The 15,866-nt window shown below is 55.7% G+C and carries 12 protein-coding genes; 6 read left to right on the top strand and 6 right to left on the bottom strand.

The features are described 5' to 3' along the window. The first annotated feature begins 699 nt into the window (after positions 1–699). A complete protein-coding gene (locus NH461_RS22810; RefSeq protein ID WP_261603251.1) occupies positions 700–1,605 on the top strand; it encodes a LysR substrate-binding domain-containing protein in 906 nt (301 codons plus the stop codon). A gap of 107 nt (positions 1,606–1,712) precedes the next feature. Here the strand turns inward: NH461_RS22810 and aspA are convergent, their stop codons facing one another. From aspA to NH461_RS22790, 4 genes are all read right to left on the bottom strand, one after another. Beyond that, positions 1,713–3,143 carry an aspartate ammonia-lyase gene (gene aspA, locus NH461_RS22805; protein WP_261603250.1) on the bottom strand — a complete coding sequence of 477 codons (1,431 nt, stop codon included), beginning with the start codon at positions 3,141–3,143 and terminating at the stop codon, positions 1,713–1,715. 474 nt (positions 3,144–3,617) lie between these two features. Then, positions 3,618–4,931: a dicarboxylate/amino acid:cation symporter gene (locus tag NH461_RS22800; protein WP_261603249.1), complete on the bottom strand. Its 1,314-nt coding sequence runs from the start codon at positions 4,929–4,931 to the stop codon at positions 3,618–3,620. A 313-nt stretch (positions 4,932–5,244) separates the two neighbouring features. Next, entirely contained in the window at positions 5,245–6,657 is a 1,413-nt protein-coding gene (locus NH461_RS22795) for a sigma-54-dependent transcriptional regulator (protein ID WP_261603248.1), read from the bottom strand. After that, a complete protein-coding gene (locus tag NH461_RS22790) occupies positions 6,654–8,408 on the bottom strand; it encodes a transporter substrate-binding domain-containing protein (protein ID WP_261603247.1) in 1,755 nt (584 codons plus the stop codon). Before NH461_RS22790 ends, NH461_RS22795 begins: the two co-directional genes overlap by 4 nt. A 316-nt stretch (positions 8,409–8,724) precedes the next feature. Here NH461_RS22790 and NH461_RS22785 point away from each other — a divergent pair, with 316 nt between their 5' ends. Both NH461_RS22785 and NH461_RS22780 read left to right on the top strand, forming a co-directional pair. Next, complete coding sequence (locus NH461_RS22785; protein ID WP_261603246.1) at positions 8,725–9,441, top strand: ATP-binding cassette domain-containing protein; 717 nt, start codon at positions 8,725–8,727, stop codon at positions 9,439–9,441. Next, positions 9,434–10,204 carry an ABC transporter permease gene (locus tag NH461_RS22780; protein WP_261603245.1) on the top strand — a complete coding sequence of 257 codons (771 nt, stop codon included), beginning with the start codon at positions 9,434–9,436 and terminating at the stop codon, positions 10,202–10,204. The genes NH461_RS22785 and NH461_RS22780 overlap by 8 nt, the downstream gene beginning before the upstream one ends. Before the next feature lie 114 nt (positions 10,205–10,318). On the opposite strand, the gene NH461_RS22775 is transcribed toward NH461_RS22780, so the two are convergent. Both NH461_RS22775 and NH461_RS22770 read right to left on the bottom strand, forming a co-directional pair. Further along, positions 10,319–10,462, bottom strand: coding sequence for a hypothetical protein (locus NH461_RS22775; protein WP_261603244.1), 144 nt, complete (start codon positions 10,460–10,462; stop codon positions 10,319–10,321). 557 nt (positions 10,463–11,019) lie between these two features. After that, positions 11,020–11,475 (bottom strand): tetratricopeptide repeat protein, encoded by a 456-nt coding sequence (locus tag NH461_RS22770; RefSeq protein WP_261603243.1) that lies wholly within the window; start codon positions 11,473–11,475, stop codon positions 11,020–11,022. 392 nt (positions 11,476–11,867) lie between these two features. Here NH461_RS22770 and NH461_RS22765 point away from each other — a divergent pair, with 392 nt between their 5' ends. From NH461_RS22765 to NH461_RS22755, 3 genes are all read left to right on the top strand, one after another. Next, positions 11,868–12,956, top strand: coding sequence for an ecdysteroid 22-kinase family protein (locus NH461_RS22765; protein WP_261603242.1), 1,089 nt, complete (start codon positions 11,868–11,870; stop codon positions 12,954–12,956). 4 nt (positions 12,957–12,960) lie between these two features. Further along, on the top strand, positions 12,961–13,932 hold the full coding sequence (locus NH461_RS22760; protein ID WP_261603241.1) for a 3'(2'),5'-bisphosphate nucleotidase CysQ: 972 nt from the start codon (positions 12,961–12,963) through the stop codon (positions 13,930–13,932). A gap of 243 nt (positions 13,933–14,175) precedes the next feature. Beyond that, positions 14,176–15,750, top strand: a complete 1,575-nt coding sequence (locus tag NH461_RS22755) for an alkaline phosphatase (RefSeq protein WP_410000147.1) — start codon at positions 14,176–14,178, stop codon at positions 15,748–15,750. The last annotated feature ends 116 nt before the right edge of the window (positions 15,751–15,866 follow it).

Raw genomic sequence — 15,866 nt, 5'->3', positions numbered from 1 at the left:
TTGGCATCGAATCGTGAAAAACCAATTGTACTCGATGAAGATTTGATATTTTATCCCGAGGTTGGCGTTCAGATAGATGAAACGGTTGAAAACTAAATTTTCGCATTCGTTAAATATAATTTACCTGTTTGTAATCAATAAGATGGTTTTGTTTCTTGTGTGTATGTCTGGGGAGAAAATAAAATTTCCGGCATCATCAAGGTTAATGATTATTTTATAAATAGGGTCGGTAGTTCTTATTTTTCAAAAATAATTGGTTTTATTTTCATATTTGAAATCTGGCTGGCAATGGCGGCCCGGTTTTCTATTTGACTGGCACTGAATGATGCCGGAATGGCGTTGTGCTCGTCTCTTCGCATCATCGATTTGAATGACGGATTTGAGTCACGGGTTTGGGTGACGGGTGTGTGCGGCGGGTGAGCTGTACACTGCGAAAAATCGGCGCTCGGCCCCGGTGGACTTTTACTAAAACTTCACCAGGGACAATTGCCTTGCCGGTGCCTTGGCGCGATAATGCGCACCGGCTTCATTGCAGATTTGGCGGCGCTGTCGGGGATCATCAATGAAGCTTTTTTATTTTTAAACATGAGCACGGCCCGGCCCGTTGTGGCCACCCGCACCGCAGGTTGATTGCGGTACGGAAGCGTCCCCTGCTTGACTTGAGATCGTGAATATTCGCTTGGCTGATGTAGAACCATTATGAAAAACATCGAAACGAAATGGTTGCAGGATTTTCTGATCCTGGCTGAACTGAAGAACTTTTCCCAGGCCGCTGCCGTACGGAATGTGACCCAGCCGGCCTTCAGCCGCCGGATCAAATCGCTGGAGTCCGAACTCGGGCTGGAATTGATTGATCGCAGCAAAACGCCGATCGCCTTGACGCTGAACGGCAAGCAGTTCAAGACCACGGCGCAGTCGATTCTGCAACAGCTGGATGAAGAAGTCAGCCGCCTGGCCGGCAGCTCGTTTCATGGTCGGTACAGTGTGCGGATCAGTGCGGCACATTCGATGGCGATCAGCATCCTGCCCAAGCTGCACAGCTGCTTGTTTAACCCGGCGCTCAATGCCCAGCTTTCCGTGGTGGCCAACGAAGTGGACGAGGCCGTGGAGCTGCTGATCGACGGCAAGTGTGACTTCCTGTTTTCTTTCTATGAAGATCGGTTGCAAGTCGCCCCTTATCGCTCGATCTACCTGGGGCGTAGTTACCTGTACTGCGTCTCGGCGGTGGATGCGCAGGGAGAGCCGCTGTTTGATCTTGAGCACAACGATACGGTACCGAGCCTGGACTACACACCGGAAAGCTACATGGGCCGGGCACTGCACCGGGCCAACCGCAAACTGACGCCGAATACGGTGTGTACCTCGTCGATGACCGATTTTATCAAGGCGTTGGTGATGCAGGGCAAGGGGATCAGCTGGCTGCCCGATTATGCGATTAAAGATGAGCTGGCGGCCGGAAAGCTGCAAATCCTGACGGCCCGTGAGCCGGTGCCGCTGGACTTGTATGTTTACCGTTACCACTCCCGGCTGCATGCTTCCTGTGAGGCCATCTGGCAGTCGCTGAGCAAGATGAGCCCGATTGGTGGTCTGACGAACGGACTGTAAAGGATGACCCGTTATTTACTGCGAGGGGTATAATACAAAGGGCCGGATCATCCAGCCCTTTGTCGTTTGAGGCGTCGCCCTGCCAAGGGCGACGCCGGTGTACAACCTTAGTTATACAGCTTGGCTTTGTATTGCGGGCGCATCAGGTTCTGGGTTGAGAAGATTTCGTTCAGCTCTTCTTCACCCAGCAGGCCGCGCTCCATGGCGACTTCTTTCACGCTGCGGCCGGTTTCAGCACAGATTTTCCCGACGATGTCGCCTTCATGGTGGCCGATGTACGGGTTCAGGTAGGTGACAATCCCAATCGAGTTGAAGACGAAGTTTTCGCAGACTTCACGGTTCACCGTGATCCCGGAGATACACTTGTCCGCCAGGTTGACACAGGCATTGCCCAGCAGCTCGATGGATTCGAAAATCGCCTGACCGATCACCGGCTCCATCACGTTCAGCTGAAGCTGACCGGCTTCTGCCGCGAAAGTGACGGTGGTGTCGTTTCCGATCACTTTAAAGCACACCTGGTTGACCACTTCCGGGATCACTGGGTTCACTTTGGCCGGCATGATGGAAGAGCCCGCCTGCATTTCCGGCAGGTTGATTTCGTTCAGACCCGCACGCGGACCGGAAGACACCAGACGCAGGTCATTACAGACTTTCGACAGTTTCACCGCCAGACGCTTCAGCGCGGCGTGAACGGTGACATACGCACCACAGTCAGAGGTGGCTTCAATCAGGTCTTCTGAAGGTACACAGTCCAGACCGGTGGCTTCTGCCAGATATTTCACCGCCAGCGCCTGGTAGCCTGCCGGTGCGTTCAGGCCGGTTCCGATCGCGGTGGCGCCCAGGTTCACTTCCAGCAGCAGGGCTGCGGCGTATTTCAGGTTCTTGATTTCTTCTTTCAGCAACACGCTGAATGCGTGGAATTCCTGGCCGACGGTCATCGGTACGGCGTCCTGCAGCTGGGTACGACCCATTTTCAGCACGTCGCTGAACTCGTCGCTCTTGGCATCGAAGGCCGCCTGCAGGTGCTCAATAGAGCCAATCATCTTGATGATGCTGTTGTATACCGCCACGCGGAAACCGGTTGGGTAGGCACAGTTGGTCGACTGGCTCTTATTCACATGATCGTTCGGGTTGATGATGTGGTATTCGCCTTTCTCGTGACCTTTCAGCTCCAGTGCAACGTTGGCAATCACCTCGTTGGCATTCATGTTTACCGAGGTGCCTGCACCGCCCTGGTAGACATCGGAGATGAACTGATCCATGCATTTCCCGGTATCCAGGATCAAATCGCACGCCTGGATGATGTACTGGCCGACTTCAGATGGGATCGCCCCCAGTTCCATGTTGGCTTTGGCGGCGGCTTTTTTGGTGTAGACCATACCGCGAACAAACTCTGGAACATCAGAAATACGCACGGCAGAGATATTAAAGTTCTCGAATGCGCGTAGGGAATGAATGCCGTAGTAGGCAGAAGCCGGAATTTCACGCTGGCCCAGCAGATCTTCTTCAATCCGTACCTGGTTGGCAGTATCGTGCATGGCGGTCACCTTAGACTCGTAGTAGAAAAGACCGGAATACAATGGTCTTTTTGCAAATCAAAGTGAAATGCCTAAAAGTAAGCGACAATGCAATTAATGCATAGCCTGACCAATTGCAAAAAGTATTGTTTTATAGTTGTGTTGCCCGTTTTTCTCCCGGTGGGATTTTCTTGCATTTTTGCTGGGAAATTATTCATAACTATATGGAAAAAAGCTAAAAAATAAGACCTGGCTGGTGAAGGGGGGGCTGACGGGGCTCCGTGTCGAGAACGGAAATCTTGTGATTTTGTGAACTCACGCTGCTTGTGACAGAAACGTGTAAAAATTGTCAGTTTTTTTGAAGAGACAGCCGTGGCTGCGATCGGTTGAGCGGGAAAAACAACAAGGCCAGCCGAATGGGCTGGCCTTGAACAGAGCGTACCGGATTCGGCAGCCCTGAATGAACCGGCAGATTACCTGCCATGCCGTGAAGGCTTACGCGATTTCCTGACGGGCAGTCACGATCCCGTCGTTGGTGCCGGCGGTGCTGTGTCCCTCGGTACTGTTGTAGACGTCGGTATCCAGCTCACCTTCGCTGCGGCCCACCAGAATTGCCACCATCAGGTCGCCACACACATTCACGCTGGTGCGTGCCATATCCAGGATCCGGTCGATCCCGGCAATAATTGCCAGACCTTCCATCGGCAGACCCACGGTGGTCAGGACCAGCGACAGCATGATCAGGCCGGCACCCGGTACCCCGGCGGTGCCGATAGAAGCCAGGGTTGCGGTCATCACAATGGTGATGTAATCAGCAAATGACAGGTCAATCCCGAAGGCCTGAGCCACGAACAGGGCTGCAACCCCCTGATACAGGGCAGTGCCGTCCATGTTGATGGTGGCGCCCAGCGGCAGCACGAAGCTCGATACGCCTTTCGACACGCCCATCTCTTCGCGGGCACACTTAATCGTTGCCGGTAGGGTACCGGAGCTGCTGGTGGTGGTGAAGGCTACGGCTGCCGGGGTCACCATGCCTTTGATGTATGGGACCGGGCTGAGGCGGCCGATGAATTTAATCACCGCAGAATAGAAGCCGACCACGTGCAGCACACTGCCGAGGTAGGCAACGCCAATCACTTTGAACAGCGGCAGCAGGATCTCCAGACCATATTTGCCGGCGACCCAGGCCATCAGGCCGAAGATACCGTACGGCGCCAGCTTCATGACCAGCTCGGTCAGTTTGTACATGGCTTCTGCCAGGCTCTCAAACACCTGAACCGCAGGTTTGCCTTTTTCACCACACAGGTTCAGGGCTACACCCAGACCCAATGCGAAGACGATGATTTGCAGAATGTTACCGGCGGCCAGGGCACTGATAGGGTTTTTCGGGATCAAATTGAGCAGTGTCTGGACCAGGGTCGGCGCGTCTTTTGCGTCACCGGCGGCGGCAGTGGCAGTCATGGCCAGACCGGCGCCTGGTTGCAGCAGGTGGGACAGGCCCAGACCGATACTGATCGCAACGGCGGTGGTCGACAGATAGATGACAACGGCTTTCACCCCGATACGACCCATTTTCCGGGTATCCTGCATGGAGGTGACGCCGACCACCAAAGAGCAGAAAACCAGTGGAACGATCAGCATTTTGATCGCATTGATAAACAGGGTGCCGATTGGTTTAAGCATTTCTGCATCCGGGCCGAGTACACTGCCCGCGATGACCCCCAGGATCATCCCAACCAGGATTTTCTTCCATAAGGCGAGGCCGCCCCAAAAGCCTTTCGGTGTTGGCTGTTCAAGTGCTTGTTCCATGTTTATTCCTTTTCCATTGACAGAATTCGGGCTGTCGCCCATTTCTGTTTCACTGTTATGGTTCACACGTCAGGATGGGCGTTTGCCCACTCTGTCAGAGTCAGGAATACAGCAAGGATGATGCCACTCTGTTAATAAAGTGTATCTGATTGTTTTACATGGATAAAAATGCATTTATCAGCAGCAGGGGTGTAGCAAAGGGGTATAACCAAAGGAATGGGTAAGGGCGGTTCTTGTCATATTGTCTTCATAAAACAAGGCGTTATAAGCTATTTACATAGTTATAACCTTTCCTTTGGTTATAGGGGTTGGATTAATCGCCCTGGGTCTTTTTCAGGCGTTTGCTCAGGGCTGGTTGGGAGATCCCCAGCAGTCTCGCAGCCAGGGACTGGTTCCCCTCGGCCCGGCGCATGGCCTCCCGGGTCAGCAGATCGCTTATCTCCTGCAACGTCGGCAGCGGCATGGCCGGGTCGAACAGCGAGGCGGTGTCGGAAGCGTCCGGCACGTTTGCCGGGGCACAATCGTCGAGCACCCGGCGGAAAACGTCCATCGACAGCATGCGGGAGCGGTGCTGGCTCATGGCGTCATAGGCCAGGGCCCGCAGCTCGCGAATATTCCCGGGGAAGGCGTAGTTGGCCAGCAGCACCGGCAGCTCTTTGGGAATGGTCGGTTTGGTTTTGCCCAGCTCGTCCGCAGCTTCCTGCAGGAAATGCTCCAGCAGCAACGGAATATCCTGGCGGCGATGGCGCAGGGGCGGGATGTCGACCTGGTGAGTTTTCAGCCGGTAATACAGATCTTTGCGGAAGGTACCGTCCTGCTGCTTTTGCGGCAGATCCTGGTGGGTGGCGACTACGATGCGCGCCTTGAGCTGCTTGGGCCGATCGCTGCCGAGCGGATAATATTCCCCTTCCTGGATCAGGCGCAGCAGCTTGACCTGAGACGCCTGGCTCAGATCGCCGATCTCATCCAAAAACAATGTCCCGCCGGCGGCTTGCTCAATCAGCCCGGCCCGGTTGGTGTCCGCCCCGGTAAATGCGCCGCGGTGATGGCCGAACAGGGTGTCGGCAAACACATTGTCATCGAGCCCGGCAACATTAACGCTGATCAGCGGGCCGCTGCGATCGCTCAGGGTATGCAGCGCGCGGGCGATCAGCTCTTTGCCGACCCCGCTCTCGCCGCAAATCATCACCGGCTGACTGCTCGGGGCCACCGATTCCAGGTACTGGAACACGCTGCGCATGCTGGTGTCGCGGGTAATGATGTCGGCGAAGGCATCCGGACGCTCCAGGGTATTGCTCATCAGACGCTGGCGCATAGCATGGTTTTCCTGGCGCATCTCCTGCATCAGGATGGCCCGTTTGATCCCTTCGATCAGCCGGTTTTCCTCGGTGGTTTTGACAAAGTAGTCATACGCGCCGAGCCGGATACAGTGGACCGCGGTTTCCACCTGGTTCAGTCCGCTGATAATGATCACCCCGACATCCGGATGCTCTTCGATGATTTGTTGCAGCAGGACTTCGCCGGAGAGATGCGGCATGGTCAGATCCAGCAGCACCAGACCGATGGGCTCCCGGGCGATGATCGTCATCGCTTCGCGGCTGTCCTGGCAAGTGTAGAGGTGGTTGATCCCGCCCCGGCGTTCCAGCATCAGGCTCAGGCTGCGCAGGAAAGCCGGTTCGTCGTCGACCAGTAACACCCCGAAAGCGGGATAGCGATTGGTATTCATGCTGTGTGGGTTCCTTGCAAGGCCGGTAACGTCAGGGTCACGCAGGTGCCTTGGTGTTGAGTTGAATCGTAATCTAAAGTGCCGCCGTGCTCTTTCACGATGCTGAAAGAAACCGACAGCCCCAGCCCGGTGCCGCCCTGCGCCCGCTTGGTGGTAAAGAAGGGATCGCTCAGGTGCGGCAGGTGCTCGGGTGCAATGCCTTCCCCTTCATCGCGAACCTCAAGGATCAGCCGATGGTCGGCCGGGCGATAGCGGGTGGCGATGTGAATCGCTCCTTCCGGCGATGTGAGGGCCTGACAGGCATTGATGATCAGGTTGATAATCACTTGCTCAATGCGCTGGCCATTGCCTTCAAAGCCCGGCAGGTGCTCGCCGTAGCTGACGCTGAAATGGCGGGTGGATTGGCTGATGGTGCGGTCGACCAGGCGGATCGCGGTGGCAGTCACGGCATTGAGGTCGACGGTGTCGTTCAGTACGGTCGGCTCCTGGCGGGCAAAATCGCGCAAGTCATCGACAATCCGGCGGATCCGCTGGGTCCCGGCCAGCATGTCATCAAGCATCGACGGGATTTCATCGCGCATCCGGCTGTAGGGCAGGCCGCCGAGGCTGAAGTCGCCATGCTGCTGATAGTGAGCCGCCAGGATATCTTCGGCGTCCTGATAGGCCTCTTTGACCAGCGGCAAATTGAGCAACAGCAGGCTGCTGGGGTTGTTGATCTCATGGGCAACCCCGGAGACCAGGATCCCCAGCGAGGTCATTTTGTCGGCCTGGATCAGTTGTTGCTGCTGTAGTTGCTGGGTTTCGGTACGGCGCGCAACCTCCCGGCTCAGGGCCCGGTTCCAGATCATGATGCCACCGAGGATCAAGAGCAGCACGCCCGACACAATTGCCGCAGCTATGCCGAGTTGTCTCCAGCTGTAGCGCTGCGCTTCAATCGGGCCGAGCCATTTGTCATAAATGGCCTGCTGACGCCCGGTGTTTTTGAGGATCGCCAGCCCTTCGCTGAACTGGGCCAGTAAATCCTCCTGACCTTTCAGGGTCGCATAGCCATAGTGCTGGGCGCCGAACGGTTTGCCGACCGGAATAACGTTCGACAGCTCCAGTGCTTTGCCGGTATACAGGCCCGGCAGGTTGGCAACCAGGGCGTAGTCATGTTGTCCGGAAGCCAGAAGACGTAAGGCATCGGCATGGGAATCGACCAGAATGAGCTTGGCGTCGGGTTGCTGCTGGCGCAGATAGTCGTGCATGGCGCCGCTGCTCTGGACAATGACCGATTTTCCGGCCAGCTCATTCAACCCGGCAATGGCCGGAGAGTACTTGCGGGCAAAGACCGACTGGTGGACGATGGCATGGGGCGGCGAGAAGCGATAGTGCGCCGTCCGGGCGGCGGATTGCACCATCCCCTGCACGATATCAATGTCGCCGCGATCCAACTGGCGGCGGATGTCATCCCAGCCGCCGAGCCGAATGTCGACCTTGAAGCCCATGACTTCGGCGATGGCCCGGGTCAACTCGGTGTTGTAGCCATCCGGCTCACCGTCTTCATTGATAAACTCATACGGCGGGTAGTTATGATCACCCCCGACCCGGATCACCGGGCCGGAACCGGTAACAGAGCCCGGCACTGAAACCGGCTCGGCCAGCGTCAACCAAGGCCAGCAGGTGATTAACCCGACGCCGAGCCAGCGGGTGAACGCACGTCGATGATGGTGCAGACGCGTCATTCGCAGGCGGGGAGGCGTTGATGTCATGCGGTGGTTCCTTATTCGGTGCGGTGGTCGCATCGGCCTGTTTGTCCGGATCAGTAGCGTGATCGCCGGTGAGCTCCAGTGCGTAATATCCTTTGGCGTGCTTGGCTGCGCGGCGGCGGATGTGTTACCGATATTTTATATGTTTGTTCTCAATAGCCAAGCGAAGACATGCTCGTCCGGCACCGGAAAGGCTGAAAATGGCCGCTGAGGGCAGAAATTAATCATTGAGATGGAGATTGAATATATTTTTCAGCCAGTTGAGTCAGGACGGCACCCCCGATAGACTGAGTTGGAACCCATCGCTTGGACAGCACCGATGACCGATCAGCGAAATGTGCAGTACCCGCAATCCCAGAGCCTGATTTCACCCAGCGCGATTACTCTTGATACAGAACCGACCGTGACACCGGGGGCTTTGAGGCTACACGAACTGGCTTCCGGACAAGAAAGCCGACGCCAGCCGTATCTGACCCGAACCTTGTTGCCGGGCCAGCATCTTGCGGTTTGCGGGCCGTCCGGATGCGGCAAAACCAGCTTGTTGCAAGTGCTGGCCGGGCTGCAGCCCGCGGCGAATGGCCATTTTTCCTGGCAAGGCCGGATGGTCGACGTGACGGCGCTGGGCTGGTGGCGTCGCCAGTTCTGTTATCTACCGCAACAACCGGTGATGGGGGCCGCAGACATTGCCGGTGTCCTCCGTTTGCCGTGGCAATTGAAAGCCATGACGACCGACACGCCGGACGATGCACGATGCGTCGCGGCACTGGTGCAAGTCGGGTTGTCGCATGCGCTGGACCGTGGTGTCGAGAAGCTATCCGGCGGTGAAAAACAGCGGCTGGCGTTTGCCCGGGCGCTGTTGATGGCGCGCCCCGTGTGGCTGCTTGATGAGCCGACCTCTGCCCTGGATCCGGACAGCCGGGATCAGGTACTCGATTTGCTGGTTTCGCAATCGGTGACCGCCGTGTCGGTCTCGCACGATCCGATTTGGCTGCGGCAGGCGCACGTACAGCACCGGATGGAGAATGATCATGAATAATGCGCTGGACATCAGCCACCTTGCTCTGGGCGGTTTTTACCTGCTGCTGTTATTGCCATTGCTGTTGTTTGCCCGCTGGCAACTGGGTCTTGGCCGCACTATGGTGACCGCGGTGTTGCGAATGACCTTGCAGCTGGCGGTGGTGGGGATTTACTTGCAAACCCTTTTTGCGTTCGAAAACCCGCTGCTGAACCTGGCGTGGTTGTCGGTCATGGTGCTGGTGGCAGGGTTCAGCATCTGTCGCCGGGCGGAAATCAGCTTAAAGCAAGTGATGCCTGCCGTCGTGGCCGGGCAGATTGTGGCTTTGCTGGTGATCCTGCCGGCTTTGCTGGCCGGGGTCATTCAGGCCGAGCCCTGGTGGCAGGCACAATACATGATTCCGGTCGCCGGGATGTTGCTGGGCAACTGCCTGACGGCCAATGTGCTGGCGATTGAGCGTTGGTACTGCGGTCTCAAGGAGCGGCAGAATGAATACCAGTTTTACCTGGCACTGGGGGCCCTCAATCCGGTTCAGCCGTTTATCCGTACGGCCGTGAAAGCGGCGCTGGCACCGCAATTGGCCTCCATGACCACGTTGGGGATAGTCAGCCTGCCGGGGATGATGACCGGGCAAATTCTGGGCGGGACGGCACCCTTACTGGCTGTGAAATACCAATTGGTGATTATGGTGGCGATCTTTATTGCCGCGACCTTATCGGTCGCGACGGCGTTGGCGTTGATCAGCCGTTTGGCCTTTAACCGCTACGGGCAACTGGTGCTCTAGATGCCGCGTGCGCTCGCGCCTGTGTCGCGGGCACGGCCTGAAGCGGTGCCTGCGACCGGATACAGCAAGCTGAGTAACATGGCGAAAATAGAGGACTGTCGCCGGGGCAATGGCCTAGCGGTTGGAGCGCAGGCGGGTGGCGGGGTCGGTGATCAACTCATAAGTGATCCCGGCCTGATCAAAAGAGTGCATCAGGGCTTGCAGGTTGCGGTGGTAGGTCATGGTTCTTCCCGAGGGAAAATGGGCTTTCAGGAGCATGTCGATCTTCCTTATGATCTGGCTGTGCCGTCGTCCGATAGCGGATCTGACTGTTAATGGGTTGTTTCTATAGCATAACAATGCTGCATTATTGCCTATTTATCTAATTTGATCTAGTTGCATATTAAGGAAAAACGCATTTTTCCGGCACTGTCTTTCGCGGGGATTGAGTGGCGGGGTCTGCTCCGGCGGAAAGGGGACAGGACCGTCGGTCCTCGTCAGGGGAGCGTCACGGTCAAAGTGTCGAAAAAGTAAATCCAGTCAGAGATATAACGGGCAAAAAAAAGCGGCGTCATGGACGCCGCACAAATGTTTCATAGAAAGTTGTTCTTATTTTTAGATATACCACTGTCCCGCAATGCGATATTTTTATCGTTATTCCGTATTGAATGACCGCTAGGCATGTGCATTTAATATCGCTGCAAGGAATTTACAAATCAACCGATATGCCGGAGTCAATGAAAGCTATGACAATGAAAACTATGACAGTAAAAGCTATGACAGTCTTATTGTTCTGATTGTTGAAATAACTTAGTGATTAAATTAATAATTATAAGTTAAACGGCTTCCAGCAACATTTTAGAGTCATCATTGCCATTGAGGAATGACTCATTGAGCCAGTACGTGCCTTGTTCAATGTCATCTTCATTTTCGGCGCTCAACAACAGCAGGCTGCCGATTTCAAACTGCGCTTCAGCATCGCCGTTACGAGCCGATTTTTCGAACAGCCCCTTGGCACGCAGCAGATCCTGGCTGCAATGCTTGCCTTGCTGGTACAGGGAAGCGAGGCAAAGCTGGGCGTAGCTGTCATCAAATTTATCAGCCTGCTCCAAATAATACATCGCGTTACGATAATCCTTTGAATTCAGATAAAATTGATACATGAGTTCTGCAATGTCACTATTTTCTGAAGCGACTTTTTTTAGTTCGGTGTGTTGTTGTTCAGAAAGTGAATCAGCAGAGAGGTGCTGCTCAATTTCCTCAATCGATAATTGGAGGATGTCGTTATTCATAACTTGCTCAGCCAAGGTTAAGTGAGCCGATAAAATAACAGAACAAAAAAAGATAATAAAAAAGTACTAGCGTCTCAAAAATGATAACAAATCAATATGCTAGTTTTTTGCATGTTTAATTTGCCTGCATTTTCAGCCAGTTAATAACTGGTCAAAATATGATCAAAATCACAAAATTATTGTTCGAGTGCTGGTTTTTTGCCCGATCCAACCTACGGCGGTCGGGAAATACGCACCTTGCGGGGAGGCGGGGCGACGTCAGGTTGTCACCTGAGCCGACACCGAGGCCAACACCCGAGCCAACATCGGGAGCGCGCCGCAGTGCCAGCGGCGGGCCATTTGGGATACACTGCCCGCCAGAGCCTGAGCTATCCCGTTCCACTTGAGAGACTATGACCATCACCACCGATATTTTGCAGCAGGTTGCGCAGGCGACAGGTGCGCAGGCCGTCAGCCACACGCAGCTCATACAGCCGCTGTGGGGCGGTTATGGCAAGCTGTTTCGAGCCTGGCTACAAAGTGGCGATCATCCTTCGGTGATCGTCAAACACATTCAATTGCCGCAACCGGCGCATCATCCCCGCGGCTGGAATACCGATCGCTCCCATCAACGGAAATTACATTCCTATCAGGTTGAGACCCACTGGTACCGGGACTTCGCCGGGCAGTGTCCGGGCGAGTATCCGGTGCCGCAGTGTCTGTATGTCCGCGAGCAGGACGGTGACATTCTGCTGATCCTGGAAGATTTGGCGACCCTGGGGTTCAGTGAAATACGTCAAACCGCCTCTGAGACCGAAGTGCAAGCATGTCTGCGCTGGTTGGCCTGGTTCCATGCCCGGCATCTGGGCGCGGTGCCGACCGGTTTGTGGCCGACCGGGACTTACTGGCATTTGGCGACGCGTCCCGATGAGTTGGCAGCGCTGGAAGATCCTGCATTAAAGGCCGCCGCGTCATGCATTGATCGGGTACTGTCCCAATGCCGCTACCAGACCCTGGTGCATGGCGATGCCAAGCTGGCTAATTTCTGTTTTACGCCGGACGGCACCCGGGTTGCGGCTGTTGATTTTCAGTATGTCGGCGGGGGCTGCGGGATGAAAGATGTGATCCTGTTTCTCAGCAGCTGCCTGCCGTTCGAGCAATGCGAGGCGCGGGTCCCGGCGTTGCTCGATGGCTATTTTGCCAGTCTGCGCGAGGCGATTGTGGCGCTGTCGGTGACCGGCGAGCTGAAGCTCGCACATAAGATGCAACTGACTCCGGCAGTGCTGGCTGGGGACGTCGAGCAGACGTGGCGACCGCTCTACGCCATCGCCTGGGCGGACTTTCAGCGCTTCGTCAAAGGCTGGTGTCCGGATCACTGGAAAATCAATGCCTATACCGAGCAACTGACGCATCAGGCATTGCTCCAGCTGGCTCACTGGGGTCCAGAGCCCGGCGTGAGTCAATCTTCTTCTACCGACCCCAATCAGACGATTCAGGAGTGATCACATGCGCCTGTCGATATCCCAGCTCAAACTATTATTGGCCCTGGCGGTCGAAGCCGCTGAGCAGGCGGGCGCCTGTATTGTCGGGTTTGCTCGCCGCCGGTTGCAGGTCGGCCATAAATCAGCCGGGGACAGCCTGAGCTCGCAAGTGGTGACTCAGGTCGACCTCGACAGTCAGGCCCGGATCCTTGAGGTGCTGCAGCCGACGTTGGCGCAATATGATCTGGCGCTGTTGAGTGAAGAAAACGCCAGTGAGTCGAATGCTGCCTCGCATCCACGGCTTCATCAACCCTATTTCTGGTGCATCGACCCGCTCGACGGCACTTTGCCGTTTATCGAAGCCGCGGCTGCACCAGATAAGCGCAATCAGCCAGCGTCAGGGGCGTCTGGCTATGCCGTCGCGATTGCATTGGTGGATCGGACCGGGTGGCCGTGGCTTGGCGTGGTTCATGATCCGGCAACCGGCGAGACATTCCAGGCCCTGAATCCATGTGCGCCGGAAGATCGTGCCCACCGCCAGGTGTTGCGTCATGGCCAGCCCTGGTCACCGACAGCGCTCGAAGCGGGCGATCCGTTCCGGGTTTATGTCGATCGCAGTTTTCTGCGCGATCCGCGTTATCCGGCCTGCCTGGCTATTCTGGAGGATGTTGCTGCGCAAATGGGTCGCCGACTGGAGGTCATACACAACCGTGGCGCGGTGATGAACGCCCTGGGGGTGATCACGGCTGGCGCCGGGTGCTATCTTAAGTTGCCCAAAGCCGGCAAGGGCGGTGGGAGCGTGTGGGATTTCAGCGCTACGGCCGCGATAGCCCAGGCTTGCGGCACGGTTTGGGTGAGTGATATCGCTGGTCAGCCATTGGATCTCAACCGGCCGGATTCCAATTTCATGAACCACCGCGGAGTCTTGTATTTTAATCCCTCGGATCCGGCTTTGATGGCAGCCCTGATCGCCCGACTTGCGCCACTGTGCATCTAACACATTGATCTCACTGGAACTTCATTTCTTGGCTCAAATAGAGCAAATATTCTAGAGGTGGCTCGCAACTCTTTCCCTGTGTCACAGGTTTGTCAGCAAACCATCACATATTTGTCATAACCCCGCCGCATAATTCCGCTCCGAACTTATTACTTATAACTCTGTTATTTAAGAGAATTTTTTATGTCATTTAAAGGGATGAAATCACAAGGCCTGGTCGCGGCTGCAGTGATGGCAGGCGTGATGTCGCTGGTAGGTTGTTCTTCGCCGGAAGCTGTTGAAACCACTCAGGCGCCAGGTCAGCCGGCACCGGTTAAAAACGTGATCATGATGATCGGTGACGGGATGGGCCCGCAACAGATGGGCTTGCTGGAAACATACGCGCGTTATGCGCCGCACTCGGTCTATCACGGCGAAAGCACCGCGATGACCAAGCTGGTGAACGATGGTGTGCTGGGGATGTCGCTGCACAGCCCGAAAACGGCGATTGTCGTGGACTCTGCCTGTTCGGCAACCCAGCTGGCTGCCGGGGTTTACTCTGATTCAGAAATGATTGGCCTGGATGCTCAGGGCAACAAAGTCGAAACGATCCTGGAAAAAGCCAAGTCGATGGGCAAGGCCACCGGCCTGGTTTCGGATACCCGTCTGACGCACGCCACCCCAGCGGCCTTTGCCGCGCACCAGGCGCATCGCTCGATGGAAAATGAAATTGCCGTGGATATGCTGAACAACCAGGTGGATGTGATGCTGTCGGGCGGGATCCGCCACTGGATCCCGAAATCGGTCAATGACAAAGGCGCTACCTATCAGGCGGTGATGGATCAGACCGGCGGTCAGGTCAAAATCAAATCCAAGCGTAAGGATGAGCGCAACCTGCTGACGGAAGCGCAGCAGCAGGGCTACGCTTTGGCGTTTGATCGCATGCAATTGGACAAGGCTGACGGCGATAAGCTGCTGGGTCTGTTCAGCTATTCCGGGATGGATAACGGGATTGTCTACACACAGACCAAAAACGATCCGAACCGCACTCAGCCAACCCTGAAAGAGATGACCAAAAAGGCGCTGGACGTGCTGGCGAAAGATCCGGACGGCTTCTTCCTGATGATTGAAGGCGGTCAGATTGACTGGGCCGGCCATAACAATGACGCCGGGACCATGCTGCACGAAATGCTGAAGTTCGACGAAACGGTCGACTATGTGTACGAGTGGGTGAAAGAGCGTAACGATACCCTGCTGCTGGTGACCGCTGACCACGAAACAGGTTCATTCGGTTTCAGCTACTCGCGCAGCGAGCTGCCAAATCCGAAGATGCTGCCGGGCGATGCGTTCAAAGAGCGTGAGTTTGCACCGAACTTCAACTTTGGTGAGTTTGGCATCCTGGATCGTTTGTACGGCCAGAAGAAAAGCTTCGGCGATATCTTTGCAGAGTTCGGAGCGCTGGAAAACCAGACGCCGGAAGCGCTGGTGAAAATCGTCAACCGCTACAGCGAGTTCAAGATCGACCTCGAGCAGGCGAAAGATATCCTGGCGATGGAAGAGAACGAATACCGTGTTCACGGTCACAGCTACCTGGATGCCGCGCACTTCCCGCAAGTACATGACTTTAAAGCCTTCTATGTGTATGGCGAAGAGATCCGCATGGATCTGCTGGGCCGCGCACTGTCTGAAGATCAGAACACCGTTTGGGGTACCGGCACCCACACCAACACCCCGGTGGGCGTGATTGCGTACGGTCCGCAAGCGACCACGCAGGCATTCTCCAGTCTGATGCACCACACTGATGTGGGTCAGAAAGCCATGCAGGCGCTGGGGAACTAATCGTCGCCGGAATATTCTTTCCCTTCGCGATTGTCGCGTTTAAGGTGCCTGAAAAGGCACCTTTTTTTCTATCCGTCCAACCCGTATAGCGTTCATGTTGGATGAATAGAAAAAGC

The sequence above is a fragment of the Photobacterium sp. TY1-4 genome, assembly GCF_025398175.1.
Taxonomy (GTDB): Bacteria; Pseudomonadota; Gammaproteobacteria; order Enterobacterales; family Vibrionaceae; genus Photobacterium.
This window is presented reverse-complemented; position numbering and strand designations above follow the sequence as displayed.